Origin of the sequence: Oceaniglobus indicus, assembly GCF_002751875.1 — a bacterium.
Taxonomy (GTDB): Bacteria; Pseudomonadota; Alphaproteobacteria; order Rhodobacterales; family Rhodobacteraceae; genus Oceaniglobus; species Oceaniglobus indicus.
The window spans coordinates 102,535-118,817 of record NZ_NMZM01000005.1 but is presented as its reverse complement, the minus strand read 5'-3'; the positions used below and the strand labels follow the sequence as shown (position 1 = coordinate 118,817).

Here is a 16,283-nt window from a genome sequence, read left to right as displayed (position 1 = left end):
GGGCACCGGGGCGCGCGGATCAGAACGTGGTGGTGACGGTCGTTCCGTCGAGGTGGCTCGAGACGGCTTCGGTCACGGTCTTGGTGCCCGAGGTGACCGAGGACAGGACGGCAATGCCGAGGCCGACGATGGCAGCGGTCAGCACGACCCAGTCGACGGTGACAGCGCCGTCTTCATCGTTGCGGAAGGTCTTTGCGAGCTTGAAGAGTTTCATAGGTCAGGTTCCTTTGATCGGTTGGGGACACAACGAAAGTTCGCAAATGCCCGGTGGTATGAGTTTGTCGGCGGTGCGTGTGTTCAGAAGAAGGCGCAAAATGTGAATTGCTGTGGCGTTTTTTAGATGCTGACAGCGTCACGGCCTGGGCATGGTCCGCGATCCGGTCGGAACGACGGAGCGCGGACCATTCACGATCAGAACGTGGTGGTGACGGTCGTTCCGTCGAGGTGGCTCGAGACGGCTTCGGTCACGGTCTTGGTGCCCGAGGTGACCGAGGACAGGACGGCGATGCCGAGGCCCACGATGGCGGCGGTCAGCACGACCCAGTCGACGGTGACAGCGCCGTCTTCGTCGTTGCGGAAGGTCTTTGCGAGCTTGAAGAGTTTCATGTTGTAATCCCTTTGAGTTGCTTTTTCAGGCCAACGCTCTGGGTTGCTTGCCTCGGGATCGTTCCGACCCGTCCGCTCCGTTGCGTTGAGAACTTTTTGACGGTTCAATGGGGCGGAAATTGGACGCATCCCGCATATTTTTAAGAAGTTGGCATGAAACATCCGTGTCGAACGGCCTTCGCAACCCCGTGTGTCGGGCGCATCACGGGGTCGTCCGCGCGGCAGGAAAATCCACCCGGGGCACGGACATGGGGCAGGCCGGAAGGGGGCAGTCCGGCAATTGCGGCAGAAATGGGGCGGGATATCGCGGTCCGGAAAATTGTTTCCGATACTGAGGCGGCTTGGTCCAAAGCGTTGTTATATAACTTGAAAAACGGTTCAGCCGGCGCCTTCGGCCGCCAGGGCGTTTCCGAAAATCCTCATCCCCTTCGTAAAATGCCATAAATCCAACGCAATGCTGTCCGGACGCGCGCCGGCTTGCGACACTTCCGGCAACCCGAAAACGGGAAACAATACGGGGCCGAGCAGTCTTGTGATACGCTTCAGTAACATACCGGTGATCCGGCTGGCCTGTCTTGCCCTGGCGCTTGCCGCGCCATCGCACGGGGCCGCCGAAGGGCCTGCGCCCTTTCCCGAATTCACCTTCAAGCGGATGAAACCACCGTCGGCGGGCACGAAAAAGCGCATCACTGTCCAGATCGCACCCGAACCGGTCGCCCTGGTCAAACCGAAAAGCACCAAGCGCGCCGAACCAGGCACCGCCGACGCACCCTCGGACCATCTGGCATGGTTCTGGTCCTCGGTCAGCGGCAATTCAGCGGCCTTGCGGGTGAACAGTGCGCTCAGCGCCCTTCAGAAAGGTCCGGCAGGCCGCGGCTTTCCGGCCCCCCGCCTTCAGACCCTGCGGGAAATCGCCGATCGGCACGGTGTCGACATCCTGAAACACACGATGGGCACCCGGATTTCGCCGGCCTTCGCGCTTGCCGTGATCGCGGTCGAATCGGGCGGGCGCAGCGATGCTCTCAGCCGGGCAGGGGCGCAGGGATTGATGCAGTTGATGCCGGCGACCGCCGATCGCTTCGGCGTGCGCGACCGCACCGTCGCCGATGACAATATCCGCGCCGGCGTGACCTATCTGAATTGGCTGATGAACGAATTCGACGGCGATCCCCTGCTGGCGCTGGCAGGCTATAACGCCGGTGAGAACAATGTGAAGAAATACAACGGCGTGCCGCCCTTCGCCGAAACGCGCGGCTATGTGCCCAAGGTGCTGGCGGCCTGGTCCGTGGCCAAGGGATTGTGCCTGACGCCGCCCCAGCTGATCACCGACGGCTGTGTCTTCGTGCGTGCACAAAGGGCAAGCGATGGATGAACCACGGCCGTTGATCCTGCGGGCCGAGGGCGCATTGCTGCGCACGCGGCCCGCGCTTGAAATCTTCTGGGCCGGCCTGGGGCAGGCGCCGCTGGCCACCCTTGGCTTGCTGGCGCGCCACCCGATGAACCCCGCGGCGATCCAGGCCGGGTTGGGCGATCGCATCACGCTTCGCGCCGACCTCATCCCGCTCAACAGCCAGGTGGCGGCGCTCGTCGATGGGGCGCACAGCCGCGGACAGCCGACGATCCTGGTGTCCGATGCACCGACGGCAATCGTGACGCAGGTCGCGAAAGCCCATGGCATCACCGACACGATGTCCACCGCCGACCCCGCCGCCCTGGCCTATGCGCTTGCGGCGGACTACGGCGCCGGAAACTATGACCTGGTCAGCGCCAACCGCGCGGATCTTCCCGCCTTGCGCATGGCCCATACCGCCTATTTCATCGGACGGACGGGCGATTCCCTGCGCGCCGACGATCCGCGGCAGACGATTCGAACCCTGCCTGCGGACCATGACCGCGCCGCCATCATCAAGGCCCTGCGCCCGCACCAGTGGGTCAAGAACGTGCTGTTGTTCCTGCCGATGATCGCGGCCCATGATTTCACGCTGTCGACCCTGCTGACGGTGCTGGTCGGCATCGCCGCATTCTCGGCCGCCGCCTCGTCGATCTATGTCGTGAACGACCTGCTGGACCTCGACGCCGACCGCCTGCATGCGACCAAATGCAACCGCCCCTTTGCCGCCGGCCGGGTGCCGCTGGGCACGGGCATGGGAGCGGGGCTGGCCATGGCCGCGATCGCGATCGGCCTTGGCGCGGCGCTGGGCGCCGCGTTCCTGGCGGTCATCGTGGTCTATATGGTGCTGTCCCTCGCGTATTCACTGCGTCTCAAGCGGATGCGCTGGGTCGATATTTTCTGCCTTGCGGCGCTCTATACCTTGCGCGTCGTGGCCGGGGCGGCCGCGGGCCGGGTCGATGTGTCGATCTACATGCTGGTGTTCATCTTCCCGATCTTCGTCACGCTGGGATGCGTCAAGCGGATGACCGAACTTGCCCTTGCGAAAGATGATAACCGCCTGCCGGGCCGTGGATACGGGCGCTCCGACCTTCCCGATCTGCTGAACATGGCGGGCGTTGGCATGGTGGGCGCGCTGACGATCTTCACGCTCTACGCACTCAGCGATCAGGGGCGCACCCTTTATCCGACCACGTGGATCCTGCTGCTCGCCCTCGTTCCTTTGGCGGCCTGGCTGATCCGCATGATCGCGCTCGGATATTCGGGCAGGCAGGACTATGACCCCATCGTCTTCGCCCTGCGCGACCGGCTTGGCGTCGGTCTGCTGCTGATCACGCTGTCGCTGATGTTCTGGGCCGCGGGCCTTTGGTCCGAATGGTTCGGTTGATCCCGGAACCCTGCTTCTTACCGACAAAAATACTCGAATCCGCCGGTCGCAACCGGATCAGACCGACATTTTCTTGAACATCCGCTCGGGGATCGACCGGATGATCGCCATGATATAGCGCCAGAAAAACGGCGTATAGATCACGTCGCGGCGCTTTTCCGCCGCCTTCAGAAGATCGCGCGCGACCGCTTCGGGCGGCGCGACCAGGAACATGCCCTCGATCCCCCAGGTCATCGCACTGTCCACGAAACCGGGTTTCACCGTGACGACGTGCCCGCCCGAGCGGGTCAGGCGGTTGCGCAGTCCGGACAGGTAGGTGTGGAAGCCTGCCTTGGCCGCACCATAGACATAGTTGCCGATGCGCCCGCGGTCGCCGGCAACCGACCCCACGCCGATCACGCAGCCCGCGCCGTTCGCCTCGATCACCGGTGCCAGCATTTGCAGGAACCGGGCAGGGCCGGTGAAGCTGTCGGTGACGGTGCCGTCGATCAGCGACGGATCGGCGTCGATGGCCGATTGATCCGGCATCGAGCCGACGAAGACCGCCGCGTTCACCACGCCGTCGCCCGCGGCGTCCAGAACGCCCTGGAAGGTGCCGGGGTCGCGGGCGTCGAAGCGTGCCACAACAGCTGACGGGGCACCGGTCAGTCGGGCATGGGCGGCCGTTGCCTCCATATCAGCGATGTCACGCCCGGCCAGGACGATGGCGTCGCCCCGTTCGGCCAGCGCGCGGGCCATGGCGCGCGCCATGGACGAGGACGCGCCCAGCAGGATCCAGGTTTCGGGCATCACAGGCTCCTCAAATCAAGGCGGCGCACCAGATCGGTGGTCATGGCGCCGTCGGGATCGACGGCGTTCACCGCTTCCGCCCAGGCGGCGCGTTCGGGATACATGGCGCGGATCGTCGCGCCCTTGGACAGCGCGTCCTTGGCCAGATAGATCCGCCCGTCCGCCGCCAGCGCGTCGGCCTCAAGCTCGCCGATCAGGCGGGTTGCGCGGGCGCGATTGGCGAAATCCACGGCCAGCGTATATCCCTCCATCGGGAACGACATCATTCCCGCGCGCCCCGGCCCCATGCGTTTCAGCACGGCCAGGGGCGACGCCAAACCCGATTGCGCGATCCGTTCAAGCATCGCGCGCAACGCGGGAGCGTTTTCGATGGGCACGACGCATTGGAACTGGTGAAAGCCCTCGCGGCCATAGAGACGGTTCCAGTCGCGGATCTTGTCCAGCGGAAAGAAGAAATCCTCGATCGGCTTGACCACGGTGCGGCCGCGTTCCGGCACGCGCTTGTAATAGGCGGTGTTGAACACCTTGACCACGGCAGGGGCCAGCGCGAAGCCGGGGGCGTCGAACGGCACCGCCCGCGCCTTGCCGCGCCGCGTGATCAGGCCCGAACCGGTTTCGCCCTCCTCGAGGATACCGCGGCCCAGGTCACCGCCCTTGGCCGTCGCGTCGATCCAGCCGACGGTATAGGTCGCGTCGGACCGGTCCAGCCGGTCGAGGAATTCGTCCCATCCCCCGATCCGGCGTTCGGTCACGATCATCACGTCGCCCTTGCATTTCAGCAGGCGCAGCGCGGCGGATGCGATCACGCCGGTCTGACCCAATCCGCCGACGGTGGCGGCGAACAGCGGGTCGTCGGGGGTGATGTGCCGCGTCTCGCCACCGGGCAGAATCAGCGTGATTGCCTGGACATGCTGGCCGAAGGATCCGGCGCCATGGTGGTTCTTGCCGTGCACATCGTGGGCAATGGCGCCCCCGACCGTGGCAAAGCCTGTGCCGGGCATCACGGCGGGCAGCCATCCCATGGGCGCAAAGATCGTCGCCAGATCGCCCAGCGTCGCGCCCGCCTCGACCTCGGCGACGCCGGTGTCGGGATCGAACGACAGGATCCGGTCAAGGCGCACGGTCGCGACCGCCTTGCCGCCGGTGTTCAGGCAGGCATCGCCATACGAGCGGCGGTTGCCGATGGCCGGCGCCGGTTCCTCGCGCATCAGCGCCGTCAGCGACGACAGGCGCTCGGGGCGGGCCAGGTTGCCGGTGGCCCGCAGGGCACGGCCCCATCCGGCGTATTCAGTCGTTTTCCAGCGCATGGGCGCCCTTTCTGGATTTCCGTTCGGCGTCGGCAAATGCGCCAAGGCCCAAGGCAATGGCGAACCACAGGGTGGTCAGCCGGATGATGGCGGTCACCGGGATGGCAACGCTCAGCGGCACGCCCTGGAGCGCGAGCAGCGCGACCATCGCCGCCTCGGCGCCGCCGACGCCGCCCGGCGCACCGGTCAGCCCCCCGGCGAGGGTCGAGAAGATGAAGATCGCCATGGCCATGGCAAACCCGACCGGCGCACCCATCCAGTCAAGCAGCAGCCAGAAGGCGACGACCTCGGCCAGCCAGCCGAACACGCCCAGCACCATGGCGGCGCTGATGACGGTGGGGTGCGAAAACCGCGCCAGCGCCCGTGCCGCCCGCCGCACCCGCACGAACGCGCGCGCCCAGCGGCCGGTGGTGCGATACCCGACGCCGGCCAGGGCCGACAGAAGCGCCGGGCGCGTGACGACAAAGGCGGCGATCAGTGCCAGCAGCGTCACCGGCAAACCGCCCGCGATTCCGGTCGCGGACAGCGACAGCGCAATCGCCAACAGCACCGCCATCGCGGCAAGATCGCTGGCGCGGTCGATCAGGACCAGGGGCGCCGTGCGCTCGAAACTCCAGCCGGTTTCGCGCCGGATCCAGCGCATCCGCACCAGTTCGCCCACCCGTCCCGGTGTGACCGACATGGCAAACCCGCCGATGAAGTGGCGCATGTTCTGGGAAAGGCCGGTGTTCAAGCCCAGGCGCCGCGCGAACAGGTGCCAGCGCAGGCCGCGCAAGCCGTAGTTTGCAAGGCTCAACACCAAGAGGGCGGCGATCTGGCCGGGCGTGATCTGGCCGATCTGTCGCAGGACATCTTCCCAACCGGTCGTCATCACCAGCCCGCCAAATCCCAGCGCCATCAGTGCCAGAAGGGCCAGCCAGACAAGCCGATCCCGCCGCAACAAGCGCGGCCAACGGCGTGCGAGGAGAGAGGAAGCAACTGTCATCGGCCCGTGATTAGTCGAGGAATGGGGCAATACTATGAAACTGTTTCCGTAATCGGAACAGCCTTGGCAAGCCTGTAGCGTCAGCCAGGTTGTAGCCGATCGAAAACCTGACAGACAGACCCGACGCGGGGTGCAAAGGACGGCCCAAAACGGCGGTGGTGCGGGGCACGCATCCGTGGCGTGGGCAGTGAACGCGGCCAAGCCGATAAGGTCAAACGTCCTCAGGTTGAGAAGACGTTCGACCATTCAGGATGGCGGCGGCGCTGGGCCTCGATGAAACGGCAGCGCGGCACGATCACGAAACCGTCCTTGCGGGCGTCCGCCACCAACCGCGCGACCAATGCCGGACCGACGCCTTCGCCACGAAAGGCGTCCGGCACACCCGTATGATCCGCGATGACGCGCCCGGGTGCCACCACGGTATAGGTCAGTTCGGCTTCGGCCCCGTGACGGTTCACGACCAGCCGATGCCGTGTGCCGCTGGCCTCGTGCCGGATGGCGAGGTCAGACAAGCGTGGCTTCGGTGGCGGCGCGAATCTCGTCCTCGGTCACGCCCTCGGCGGTCTCGACAATGCGCAAACCACCCTCGACCACATCCAGCACGCCAAGGTTCGTGATGATCCGGTCGACGACACCGGTTCCGGTCAGCGGCAGCGTGCAGGCCTTCAGCACCTTCGATTCACCATGCTTGTTGACATGGTCCATCACCACGACCACGCGGCCGACCCCGGCCACCAGGTCCATCGCGCCGCCCATTCCCTTGACCAGCTTGCCGGGGATCATCCAGTTCGCCAGATCGCCGCCCTCGGACACTTCCATGGCGCCCAGGATCGCCATGGCGATCTTGCCGCCGCGGATCATCCCGAACGATGTCGCGCTGTCGAAATAGGCGGTCTTGGGGATCTCGGTGATCGTCTGCTTGCCGGCGTTGATCAGATCGGCGTCGACCTCATCCTCGGTGGGGAAGGGACCCATGCCCAGCATCCCGTTTTCCGATTGCAGCGTCACTTCGACGCCCTCGGGGATATAGTTCGACACCAGCGTCGGAATACCGATGCCGAGGTTCACATACATCCCGTCTTCGAGTTCCTGTGCCGCGCGTGCGGCCATCTGGTTGCGGTCCCAGGGCATGGGCGATCCTTATCCTTGAATGATTTCAGTCTAGCCCCTGTCGACAGACGGGGGCAAGGCGCGAGCTTGGTATCAGGCGTCGGACGGTGCGGGGACGTCCAGCGTCACGACGGTGCCCGACGCGCCCTTCGTGACATCGAACGTCGCGTTCAGCCCGTCCACCAGGCCCAGAACGATGCGCCCGCCCAGCGAATTGGTTTCGGGCCATTTCACGCCGTGCGGGATGCCGACGCCATCGTCGCTGACGCTGACCCGGGCGCCGCCATCGCTGAGGGCCGACAGCCGCACCTCGACCAGCCCCTTGTCGCGCCCTTCAAACGCATGCTGCATCGCGTTGGTCAGCACTTCGGACAGGATCAGACCCACGCGTGTCGCCGAATCGACAGGCATGGTGATGGCGTCGGCGATGATGTTCATGCGGACCCCGGCCCGCCCGTCGATGTGGCCGATGGCATTGGCCACGCGCGACAGGTAGGATCCCAACTGGATCTCCTGCGCATCGTCGCCCGTCCCGATCTGGGTCAGTTCCTCGTAAAGCAATTGCAGGCTTTCGACCCGGCGCGACAGGTCGCGGTATTCGTCGGCGGCGGTGCTTTCGCGGGCCTGAAGGCGGATCATGCCGACGATCATCGACAGGTGGTTCTTCACGCGATGCTGGATCTCGCGCATGATCTTGTCCGCGCCCGGCGGCAGGTGGACCGAGGTCTGATCGCCGGCGTTGATCTGTATGCCCAGGAAATACTCCACCTTGTCGCGGGCGTTGACGATCGGCGTGATGAACAGGTGATTGATGAACGTGGCGCCGTCAGCACGATAGTTCAAGACGTCGACCGCGCCTTCGCGGTGTTCGCTGACGATGCGCCGCACCTTCGCGATATCGTCGGGATCGGTGCCCTCGCCCTGGAGAAACCGGCAGTTGCGCCCGATCGCCATCTCGCGGGAATAGCCGGTCAGCCTGACAAAGGCGTCGTTGACATAGACGATGGGATTATCGTCCAGCTTGGGATTGGTCAGCACCATCGCCACGTTCGACCGCGAGAACGTCTGGAATGCTTCGCCGGCGCTCAGACCATGGATATCGCCAGTAACCGGTTTGTCCACCGCTCATCCCCTCCGGTGTCAGGCCGCCCGCGTCGTGCGCTGCTCGATCCGCTTTTCGTGTTCGCCCTGAACGATGCGATGCACATAGATGCCGGGCAGGTGGATCGCGTCGGGATCCAGCGATCCGCGCGGCACGATTTCTTCGACCTCTGCGATACAGATCTTGCCACACATCGCGGCCGGCGGGTTGAAGTTGCGCGCCGTCTTGCGGAACACCAGATTGCCGGTGTCATCCGCCTTCCAGGCCTTGACGATGGCCAGATCGGCCACGATTCCGCGTTCCAGGATATAGGTTTCCGGCTGGCCATCGGGGCCGGTGGGGAAATCCTTGTGCTCCTTGCCTTCGGCGATCACCGTGCCGACGCCGGTCTTGGTATAAAAGCCGGGAATGCCGCAACCGCCCGCGCGCATCCGTTCGGCCAGCGTCCCCTGGGGGTTGAACTCCAGCTCAAGCTCATCGCCCAGGTACTGGCGCATGAATTCCTTGTTCTCGCCGACGTAGGACGAGATCATCTTCTTCACCTGCCGGGTCTGCAACAGGATGCCGATGCCGAAATCGTCGACCCCGGCGTTGTTTGACGCAAAAGTCAGATCTTTGGTGCCGGCGTCCCGGATCGCGTTCAGCAGCAATTCGGGAATGCCGCACAGCCCGAACCCGCCGGCGGCAATGAACATTCCGTCAAACAGCGTGCCCTCAAGGGCTTCCGCCGCCGAACCATAGACCTTTTTCATCCCGTTTTCTCCGCAGATTATTCGGATCGGATTTTGGCGGTCTGCCGCCGTGAAGTCAACGTGCGCCCCGTAATCGCTCGACGACATCACCGTTGTCGTCATTGCTGGCGTCACCCTTGGCGGCCGGCTTGGGCTTGGCGGTCTTTTTCGCGGCGGGTTTCTTCGCCGGTGCCTTCTTGGTTGCCGTCTTTGTCGTCGCCTTCTTCGCCGCGGCGGGTTTCTTGGCAGCCGCCTTTTTCGGCGCCGCCTTCTTGCGCGTGCCCTTCTTGGCGGCTTTTTCGGCGATCAGTTCGACCGCCTGCTCCATCGTCACCGCGGCCGGATCTGTATCCTTCGGCAAGGTCGCGTTGACCTTTTCCCATTTCACGTAGGGGCCGTAACGCCCTTCCATGATGTGCACGGCACCGCCTTCGCTGGGATGTTCGCCCATCTCGCGCAGCGGCGGGGTCGCGGCGCCGCGGCCGCCCCGGCTGGCCTTTTTCTGCGCCAGCAATTCGACCGCGCGGTTCATGCCGATGGTGAACACGTCGTCCAACTCGGGCAGGGGGGCCGTCGCGCCGCCCCGGCCGGTGTCTTCGTTGTGCTTCAGATACGGACCATAACGCCCGATGGTCGCCCAGACGTTGACGCCGTCTTCGGGGTGGGTGCCCACCAGACGCGGCAGTGCCAACAGCTTCAGCGCCTGTTCCAGGTCACATTCTTCGGGCGGCCATTCGCGCGGGATCGACTGGCGCGGCGGCTTCTTGTTGTCCTCGGTCACATCGCCGCGCTGGACATAGGGGCCGAACCGCCCCTTGAACGCCCAGATCCTATCGCCTGCATCCTCGCCCAGCAGCTTGCCCTCGGGGGGAATCCCTCCTTCGAGCTGTTCTTCGTCCGATGGCGGACCGAAGGGGCGGGTATAGCGGCATTCGGGATAGTTCGAACAGCCGATAAAGGCGCCGCCCGACCGTGCGGTGCGCATCGACAGCGTGCCCTTGCCGCAATGCGGGCACAGGCGCGGATCGCTGCCATCGCCCTTGTCCGGAAACAGGTGGGGGGCCAGAACCTCGTTGATCTTTTCCAGCACCTCGCCGATCCGCAGATCCGCCGTTTCGGCGATGGCGGCCGAGAAGTCGCGCCAGAACTGGCCCAGCACTTCCTTGTAGTCACGCTCGCCCGCCGACACGTCGTCAAGTTGCGCCTCGAGCGCGGCGGTGAAGTCGTATTCCACATAGCGGTGGAAATAATTCGACAGGAAGGCCGTCACCAGCCGCCCCTTGTCCTCGGGGAACAGGCGGTTGCCGTCCTTGCGGACATATTCGCGGTCCTGGATCGTCGTCACGATCGAGGCATAGGTCGAGGGGCGGCCGATGCCCAATTCCTCCATCCGCTTGACCAGCGTCGCCTCGGTATAGCGCGGCGGGGGTTGCGTGAAATGCTGCTCGGGCGTGACGCCCTGCTTCTTCATCGCTTCACCCTGTGCGATCTGCGGCAGGCGCTTGTCGTCGTCGTCCACGACGGTGTCGTCGCGGCCTTCCTCGTAGACGCGGATGAAACCGTCGAACAGCATCACCTGACCCGTGGCGCGCAGCACGATCTGGCCGTCATCGCTGGCGATGTCGACCGTGGTGCGTTCCAGACGGGCCGCCTCCATCTGGCTGGCCAGCGTCCGCTTCCAGATCAGGTCGTACAGCTTGCGCTGGTCGTTGTCGGTGATCCGAAGGCTTTCGGCATCGCGCGACATCTCGGTCGGGCGGATGCATTCGTGCGCCTCCTGGGCGTTCTTGGCCTTGTTCTTGTAGATACGCGGAGATTTCGGGACGTAGTCGGCGCCATAGCGATCCTTGATCGCGTCGCGCGCTGCGCTGACGGCTTCGGGGGCCATGTCGATACCGTCGGTCCGCATATAGGTGATATGCCCCGCCTCATACAGCCGCTGCGCCGTGCTCATGGTCTGGCGGGCGCCCATGCCGAACTTGCGGCTGGCCTCCTGCTGCAGGGTCGATGTCATGAACGGCGCCGAGGGGTTGCGCGAGGTCGGCTTCGCCTCGACGGACGCGACCTTCAGATCGCGCGATTCGATCGCCTGCACGGCCATTTCGGCGGCGGTGCGGTTTTCGATGCTGAACCGGTCCAGCTTGTCACCGGCCAGAACGGTCAGCCGTGCCTCGAACGTCTGGCCGCGCGGCGTTTCCAGAAGCGCCTTGACCGACCAGTATTCGCGCGGGCGGAACGCCTCGATCTCCATCTCGCGCTCGACAATCAGGCGCAGCGTCACGGATTGCACCCGTCCGGCCGACTTCGCCCCGGGCAGCTTGCGCCACAACACCGGCGACAGGTTGAACCCGACAAGATAATCCAGCGCGCGCCGGGCAAGGTAGGCATGGACCAGCGGTGCGTCGACCTGACGGGGATTCTTCATCGCCTCGGTGACGGCGGTCTTGGTGATGGCGTTGAACACGACGCGGCTGACCGGCGTGTCCTTCTTGATCGACTTTCGCTTGCGCAGGGTTTCTTCAAGATGCCAGCTGATTGCCTCGCCTTCGCGGTCGGGGTCGGTGGCGAGGATCAGGTTGTTGTCCTCGGCCAGGGCATCGGCGATCGCCTTGACGTGCTTCTTGCTGTCGCTGGCGACCTCCCACTTCATTTCGAAGTCCTGTTCGGTATCGACCGATCCGTCCTTGGGCGGCAGGTCGCGGACGTGCCCATAGGACGCCAGAACCGTATAGCCGGGCCCGAGATACTTGTTGATGGTCTTCGCCTTTGCAGGGGATTCGACGACAACGACGGGCATGGACTTCCTTCCGACTCGGGTTCCGACAGGCAACGGCGCTAGATGTGGTGTCTGGTGCGGTGATGTCAATCGCGTGCGGCGCGGCCCGGTCATGGCGACGGTTGCGAAATGACTGTTTTCACCGGCAGTTCCACCAGGGCGTCGGTGGTATCGTCGTGCCTGCCCGGCTCGGAGGTTGGGGAACGGTTATGTCGATGCGCAGCGCGCGAAGGGTCAGCGGCGGCTCAGCAACCCGCCGGGCTGACGGTTGACCTGACCATCGAGTTCGAGCGTTACCAGTTGCGAGGTGATTTCGCCGGCCGGGCGTTGCAGATCGCGGATCAACTGGTCTTCGGTCACCGGGCTGGGGCCCAGCCGGTCGAGGATCATCTGGTGCAGGTGGTTCGTTTCGCGCAGCGTGCGGGGCTTTCGGGCGGCGGGCGGCGGCAGGTTCACGACGGTATCGTCGGTCACCTGCGGCGTGATGTCGGGCAGGGCCGCCAGAACATCAGCGCCGCTGCGCACCAGGGTCGCGCCATCGCGGATCAGCATGTTGCACCCCGCGGCGCGGCCATCAAACGGATGCCCGGGCACGGCCATCACCTCGCGCCCCTGGTCCAGCGCGTCCCGCGCGGTGATCAGGCTGCCCGACTTTGCCGCGGCTTCCACCACCACGACAGCCCGCGACAGGCCCGAAATGATCCGGTTGCGGCGCGGAAAATGCCGCGCCGTGGGGGTCAGGCCCATGGGCTGTTCGGACAGGCGCAGGCCGGTGTCCGCGATCTCGTGTGCCAGAACGGCGTTTTCCGCCGGATAGACGACATCGACGCCGCCGGCCAGAACGGCCACCGTCCCGGTTTCCAGCGAAGCCATGTGCGCTGCGGTGTCGATGCCGCGCGCCAGGCCTGACGCCACGACATGGCCCGCCGCGCCGAGGTCGCCGGCCAGGCGACGCGCCATGCGGGTGCCGAGCGATGACGCATTGCGCGCGCCCACCAGGGCCACGGTCGGAGTCTTGAGAAGGTCAAGGTTGCCCATCGCCCACAAAAGCGGTGGCGGGTCCGTGAGATCCATCAGGGCCGCGGGATAATCGTCATCGCCGAAACAGATCAGGCGCGCCCCGGCAAACCGCCCGGCGCGCAGTTCGGCCATGGCCACACCTTCGGGGCAGACCGTGTAATCGTTGACGCCCGCATCGGCGGCGATCCGGGGCAGCGCGTCCAGCGCAGTGGCGGCTTCGCCATATTCGCCCATCAGGCGAAAGAAGGTGGCCACGCCAACCCGACGAGAGCGCAAGAGACGAAGCCAAACCAGCCGTTCTTCCTCGGAGTGGGGTGGGGTGAGGGGGGTGAGGGAAGGGATAATATCCACCGGCCAACCTGTCTTCGTCTGCTTGCAGGATCAGAGTGCCGTGAAAATGGTTAAAGACCTGTAAACCATGGCAAGCCCTGTCGCAGATCGACGTAACACACGGATTCCCGGGGCTTTATTTTTGTGCGCTTTGCCGGCCCGGGTGGGTTCGTCAACCCGAAGTGACAGAATCGCCCCCCGCCGAAAGGTCGCCGTCGATGCGCCGCGCATAGCCGCGAGGGGTATAGAGCCGCGGCCCTTCGCCAAGTCGGGCCAGCCGCGATTGCGACGATCCGATCAGGACCACGGTCAACATGTCCACTTCATCCACCTCCAGCGTCGCGAGCGTGCGATAGACCAGGCGTTCACCCGCGCGCCCAAGGTTGGTCGCCAACAGGACGGGCGTGTCGGCGGGGCGGTGCCGCAACAATATCTTGCGGGCCTCTTCCAACAGGATGCGCCGCTTCATCGATACCGGATTGTAGAAGGCGATCACGAAATCGCCCGTGCCCGCCGCCTCGATCCGACGCAGGATATCGGCGCGCGGTGTCAGAAGATCCGACAGCGAAATGGCGCAGAAATCGTGGCCCAGCGGTGCGCCCGCCCGTGCCGCGGCCGCCTGCAGGGCCGATACCCCAGGGGCACAGATGACCTCGGCCCGGCGCGCGGCGTCGCTGACGCCCATTTCGTCGGGTGCCCGGTCCAGCAATTCGAATACCAGCGCGCCCATTGCATAGATCCCGGCATCGCCTGAACACACCAGAGCCACGTTGACACCCGCGCCCGCCCGCTCCAGCGCATGACGACACCGCGCTTCCTCGCCGCCCAACGGAAAATCGGTGCGGACCTTGCCGGCAGCCAGCGGCCCCAGCAGGTCGATGTACAACCCGTAGCCGACCAATTCGTCGGCCTCGGCGATCAGGCGCGACACCTCGGGCGTGCGCCACGCGGCCTGTCCGGGGCCGATCCCGACAACCGACAGACGCCCCCGCCTGCGACCCGCAGGCGCAAGGATGGAATCGGGCGCCTCGGCCAGGGCGGCGGTGGCATGGGCCGTCTTGCGCTTGGTGATCGCCAGTCGCGATTGTGCGCCGCCCCCCGCCAGGGCCGCCGCCTCGCTGACGCCGTGGCAGCCGACCTCGGCAAAGACGACATCGCTGGGTGCGCTCAACCGGGCGGTCATCGCCTCAAGCTGCGCCGCATCGAACAGGCGCAACGGCAGGTCCAGATCGTGCGCCAGCCGCACCACTGCCGGCTCATCGGCCTTCAGGTCCAGGGTATGCACCGCGATCAGGGCGCCGGGGGCAACCCCCGCATCTTCAAGAACACGGCGCACGAGATCGGACAATTCGTCCGGCGGGCAATCGCGCGAACACCCGACCCCCAGCGCGAACCGGCGCGGATGGAACGTCAGAACACCGGGGGCGGGCGGTGCGACAGAGGCACAGATCGTCACCACGTCGGTGTCGCCGGTAGCGGCCATCGGCAACGCGGCCAGCCATGTCGCATCGTCGCACGCGTCGCCGGTCAGCCGGACCCTGGCGCCGGCCAGAAGACGCACCATCACGTCCTTGGCCAGGTCGGGTGTGCCCAGACTCCAGCCGCCGGGTGGCGCATCCAGCGCCACGCCCAATGCGACATCGCCGGCGGTGGTCACCGCAGCGACGGCGCCCAGATGGGCGGCGATCCGGGACGCCAGGCGGTTGCCCCCCCGGTGCCCCCCCAGCAAGGGCACGACAACGCCGCCATCGTCCGAGACCGAGACGACGGGCGGCTCGCTCCGCTTGTCCGACAACAGCGGCGCAACCGCCCGGATCAGGATGCCGCTGGCGCAAACGCCGACGATCGGAATGCCTGCTGCAAACAAATCGCGGGCATGGATCAGCGCATCGGCAAAGACAACGTCAACGCCATCGACCCGGTCCTGCCGCCCGTGCAGCGCGCACCCAAGGCCATCGGCGATGCGGCGGGCGACGGGCAGGCCCGATCGGGACAGACACAGAACGACAGGTGTTACAGCCATGGATCGGCCCCCTTGGTCAGCAGGATCATGGAAAAATAAGGCGCGGGTTCGGGTGCGTCGGCCAAGGGGCACACCATCTGGTCGGGCAGGGTGGCACGGGCGACAAAGATCGCGCGGTCGGTCAACCCGAGACCCTCGATCACACGCCGGATCCGGGGCAGGTGGCGGCCCACCTTCATGATCGCCACACTGTCCGCCGCGCGGATGCGCCGGGTCAGCACCTCATCGCCAAGCGGGCCGGGCAGCACGGTCACGGCTTCGTTGCGCGCCGCCAAGGGCCGCGCCGCGGCTGCGGCGCAGGCCGAAACCGAACTGACGCCCGGGACGATCTCGACCGTGAACCGGGGCGCAAGCCGCGCGTGCAGATACATGAACGAGCCGTAAAAGAACGGATCACCCTCGCAAAGACAGGCAACATCCCGGCCGCTGTCCAGAACCCGGGCAATCCGCGCCGCCGCCGCATCATAGGCGGCCTGGGCCGGTCCGCGGGCCACCGTCATCGGGATCTCGAACACGATTTCGTCACATCCCGGCTCGATCAGGTCCGCCGCGATGGCGCGCGCGAAGCTCGGGATGCCGGCCAGCGCCGGATAGGCCACCACCGGGCAGACGGCAATCAGCCGCGCCGCCTTCAGCGTGATCAGGTCGCGATCCCCCGGTCCGACGCCGATGCCAAAAAGCGTGCCGGTCAACTGACACCCGCCCCGGTTTTTTCTTGCCGGAAATA

Annotated in this window: 16 protein-coding genes; 2 read left to right on the top strand and 14 right to left on the bottom strand. The window is 65.6% G+C overall.

Going from position 1 to position 16,283, the window contains the following annotated elements:
• Positions 1-19: 19 nt before the first annotated feature.
• The 3 genes from CFP68_RS09480 to CFP68_RS18440 form a co-directional block, all read right to left on the bottom strand.
• Positions 20-214 (bottom strand): Flp family type IVb pilin, encoded by a 195-nt coding sequence (locus CFP68_RS09480; protein WP_099826683.1) that lies wholly within the window; start codon positions 212-214, stop codon positions 20-22.
• A 197-nt stretch (positions 215-411) separates the two neighbouring features.
• Positions 412-606: a Flp family type IVb pilin gene (locus CFP68_RS09475; RefSeq protein WP_099826683.1), complete on the bottom strand. Its 195-nt coding sequence runs from the start codon at positions 604-606 to the stop codon at positions 412-414.
• 378 nt (positions 607-984) lie between these two features.
• The gene (locus CFP68_RS18440) at positions 985-1,158 is read right to left on the bottom strand and encodes a hypothetical protein (protein WP_241524027.1); all 174 of its coding nucleotides are present in this window, start codon (positions 1,156-1,158) and stop codon (positions 985-987) included.
• A gap of 4 nt (positions 1,159-1,162) precedes the next feature.
• Here CFP68_RS18440 and CFP68_RS09470 point away from each other — a divergent pair, with 4 nt between their 5' ends.
• Both CFP68_RS09470 and CFP68_RS09465 read left to right on the top strand, forming a co-directional pair.
• Complete coding sequence (locus tag CFP68_RS09470; protein ID WP_338152804.1) at positions 1,163-1,978, top strand: lytic transglycosylase domain-containing protein; 816 nt, start codon at positions 1,163-1,165, stop codon at positions 1,976-1,978.
• Complete coding sequence (locus CFP68_RS09465) at positions 1,971-3,383, top strand: UbiA family prenyltransferase (protein ID WP_099826681.1); 1,413 nt, start codon at positions 1,971-1,973, stop codon at positions 3,381-3,383. Before CFP68_RS09470 ends, CFP68_RS09465 begins: the two co-directional genes overlap by 8 nt.
• A gap of 57 nt (positions 3,384-3,440) precedes the next feature.
• On the opposite strand, the gene CFP68_RS09460 is transcribed toward CFP68_RS09465, so the two are convergent.
• The 11 genes from CFP68_RS09460 to cobI all read right to left on the bottom strand — a co-directional run bounded on the left by CFP68_RS09460 (position 3,441) and on the right by cobI (position 16,248).
• Positions 3,441-4,172 (bottom strand): SDR family NAD(P)-dependent oxidoreductase, encoded by a 732-nt coding sequence (locus tag CFP68_RS09460; protein ID WP_099826680.1) that lies wholly within the window; start codon positions 4,170-4,172, stop codon positions 3,441-3,443.
• Positions 4,172-5,479, bottom strand: coding sequence for an FAD-binding oxidoreductase (locus CFP68_RS09455; protein WP_099826679.1), 1,308 nt, complete (start codon positions 5,477-5,479; stop codon positions 4,172-4,174). The genes CFP68_RS09460 and CFP68_RS09455 overlap by 1 nt, the downstream gene beginning before the upstream one ends.
• Entirely contained in the window at positions 5,460-6,464 is a 1,005-nt protein-coding gene (locus CFP68_RS09450; protein WP_099826678.1) for a lysylphosphatidylglycerol synthase transmembrane domain-containing protein, read from the bottom strand. The genes CFP68_RS09455 and CFP68_RS09450 overlap by 20 nt, the downstream gene beginning before the upstream one ends.
• Positions 6,465-6,685: 221 nt before the next feature.
• Complete coding sequence (locus CFP68_RS09445) at positions 6,686-6,976, bottom strand: GNAT family N-acetyltransferase (RefSeq protein WP_099826677.1); 291 nt, start codon at positions 6,974-6,976, stop codon at positions 6,686-6,688.
• Positions 6,969-7,595: a 3-oxoacid CoA-transferase subunit B gene (locus CFP68_RS09440; protein ID WP_099826676.1), complete on the bottom strand. Its 627-nt coding sequence runs from the start codon at positions 7,593-7,595 to the stop codon at positions 6,969-6,971. Before CFP68_RS09440 ends, CFP68_RS09445 begins: the two co-directional genes overlap by 8 nt.
• A gap of 72 nt (positions 7,596-7,667) precedes the next feature.
• Positions 7,668-8,696 (bottom strand): PAS domain-containing protein, encoded by a 1,029-nt coding sequence (locus CFP68_RS09435; RefSeq protein ID WP_241524026.1) that lies wholly within the window; start codon positions 8,694-8,696, stop codon positions 7,668-7,670.
• A gap of 18 nt (positions 8,697-8,714) precedes the next feature.
• A complete protein-coding gene (locus tag CFP68_RS09430) occupies positions 8,715-9,428 on the bottom strand; it encodes a CoA transferase subunit A (RefSeq protein WP_099826675.1) in 714 nt (237 codons plus the stop codon).
• Positions 9,429-9,483: 55 nt separating this feature from the next.
• Positions 9,484-12,204, bottom strand: coding sequence for a type I DNA topoisomerase (gene topA / locus CFP68_RS09425; protein WP_099826674.1), 2,721 nt, complete (start codon positions 12,202-12,204; stop codon positions 9,484-9,486).
• A 213-nt stretch (positions 12,205-12,417) separates the two neighbouring features.
• Complete coding sequence (dprA, locus tag CFP68_RS09420) at positions 12,418-13,497, bottom strand: DNA-processing protein DprA (protein WP_338152806.1); 1,080 nt, start codon at positions 13,495-13,497, stop codon at positions 12,418-12,420.
• A 208-nt stretch (positions 13,498-13,705) separates the two neighbouring features.
• Positions 13,706-15,556, bottom strand: coding sequence for a precorrin-3B C(17)-methyltransferase (gene cobJ, locus CFP68_RS09415; protein ID WP_099826673.1), 1,851 nt, complete (start codon positions 15,554-15,556; stop codon positions 13,706-13,708).
• Entirely contained in the window at positions 15,547-16,248 is a 702-nt protein-coding gene (gene cobI / locus CFP68_RS09410) for a precorrin-2 C(20)-methyltransferase (protein WP_099826672.1), read from the bottom strand. The genes cobJ and cobI overlap by 10 nt, the downstream gene beginning before the upstream one ends.
• Positions 16,249-16,283: the final 35 nt, after the last annotated feature.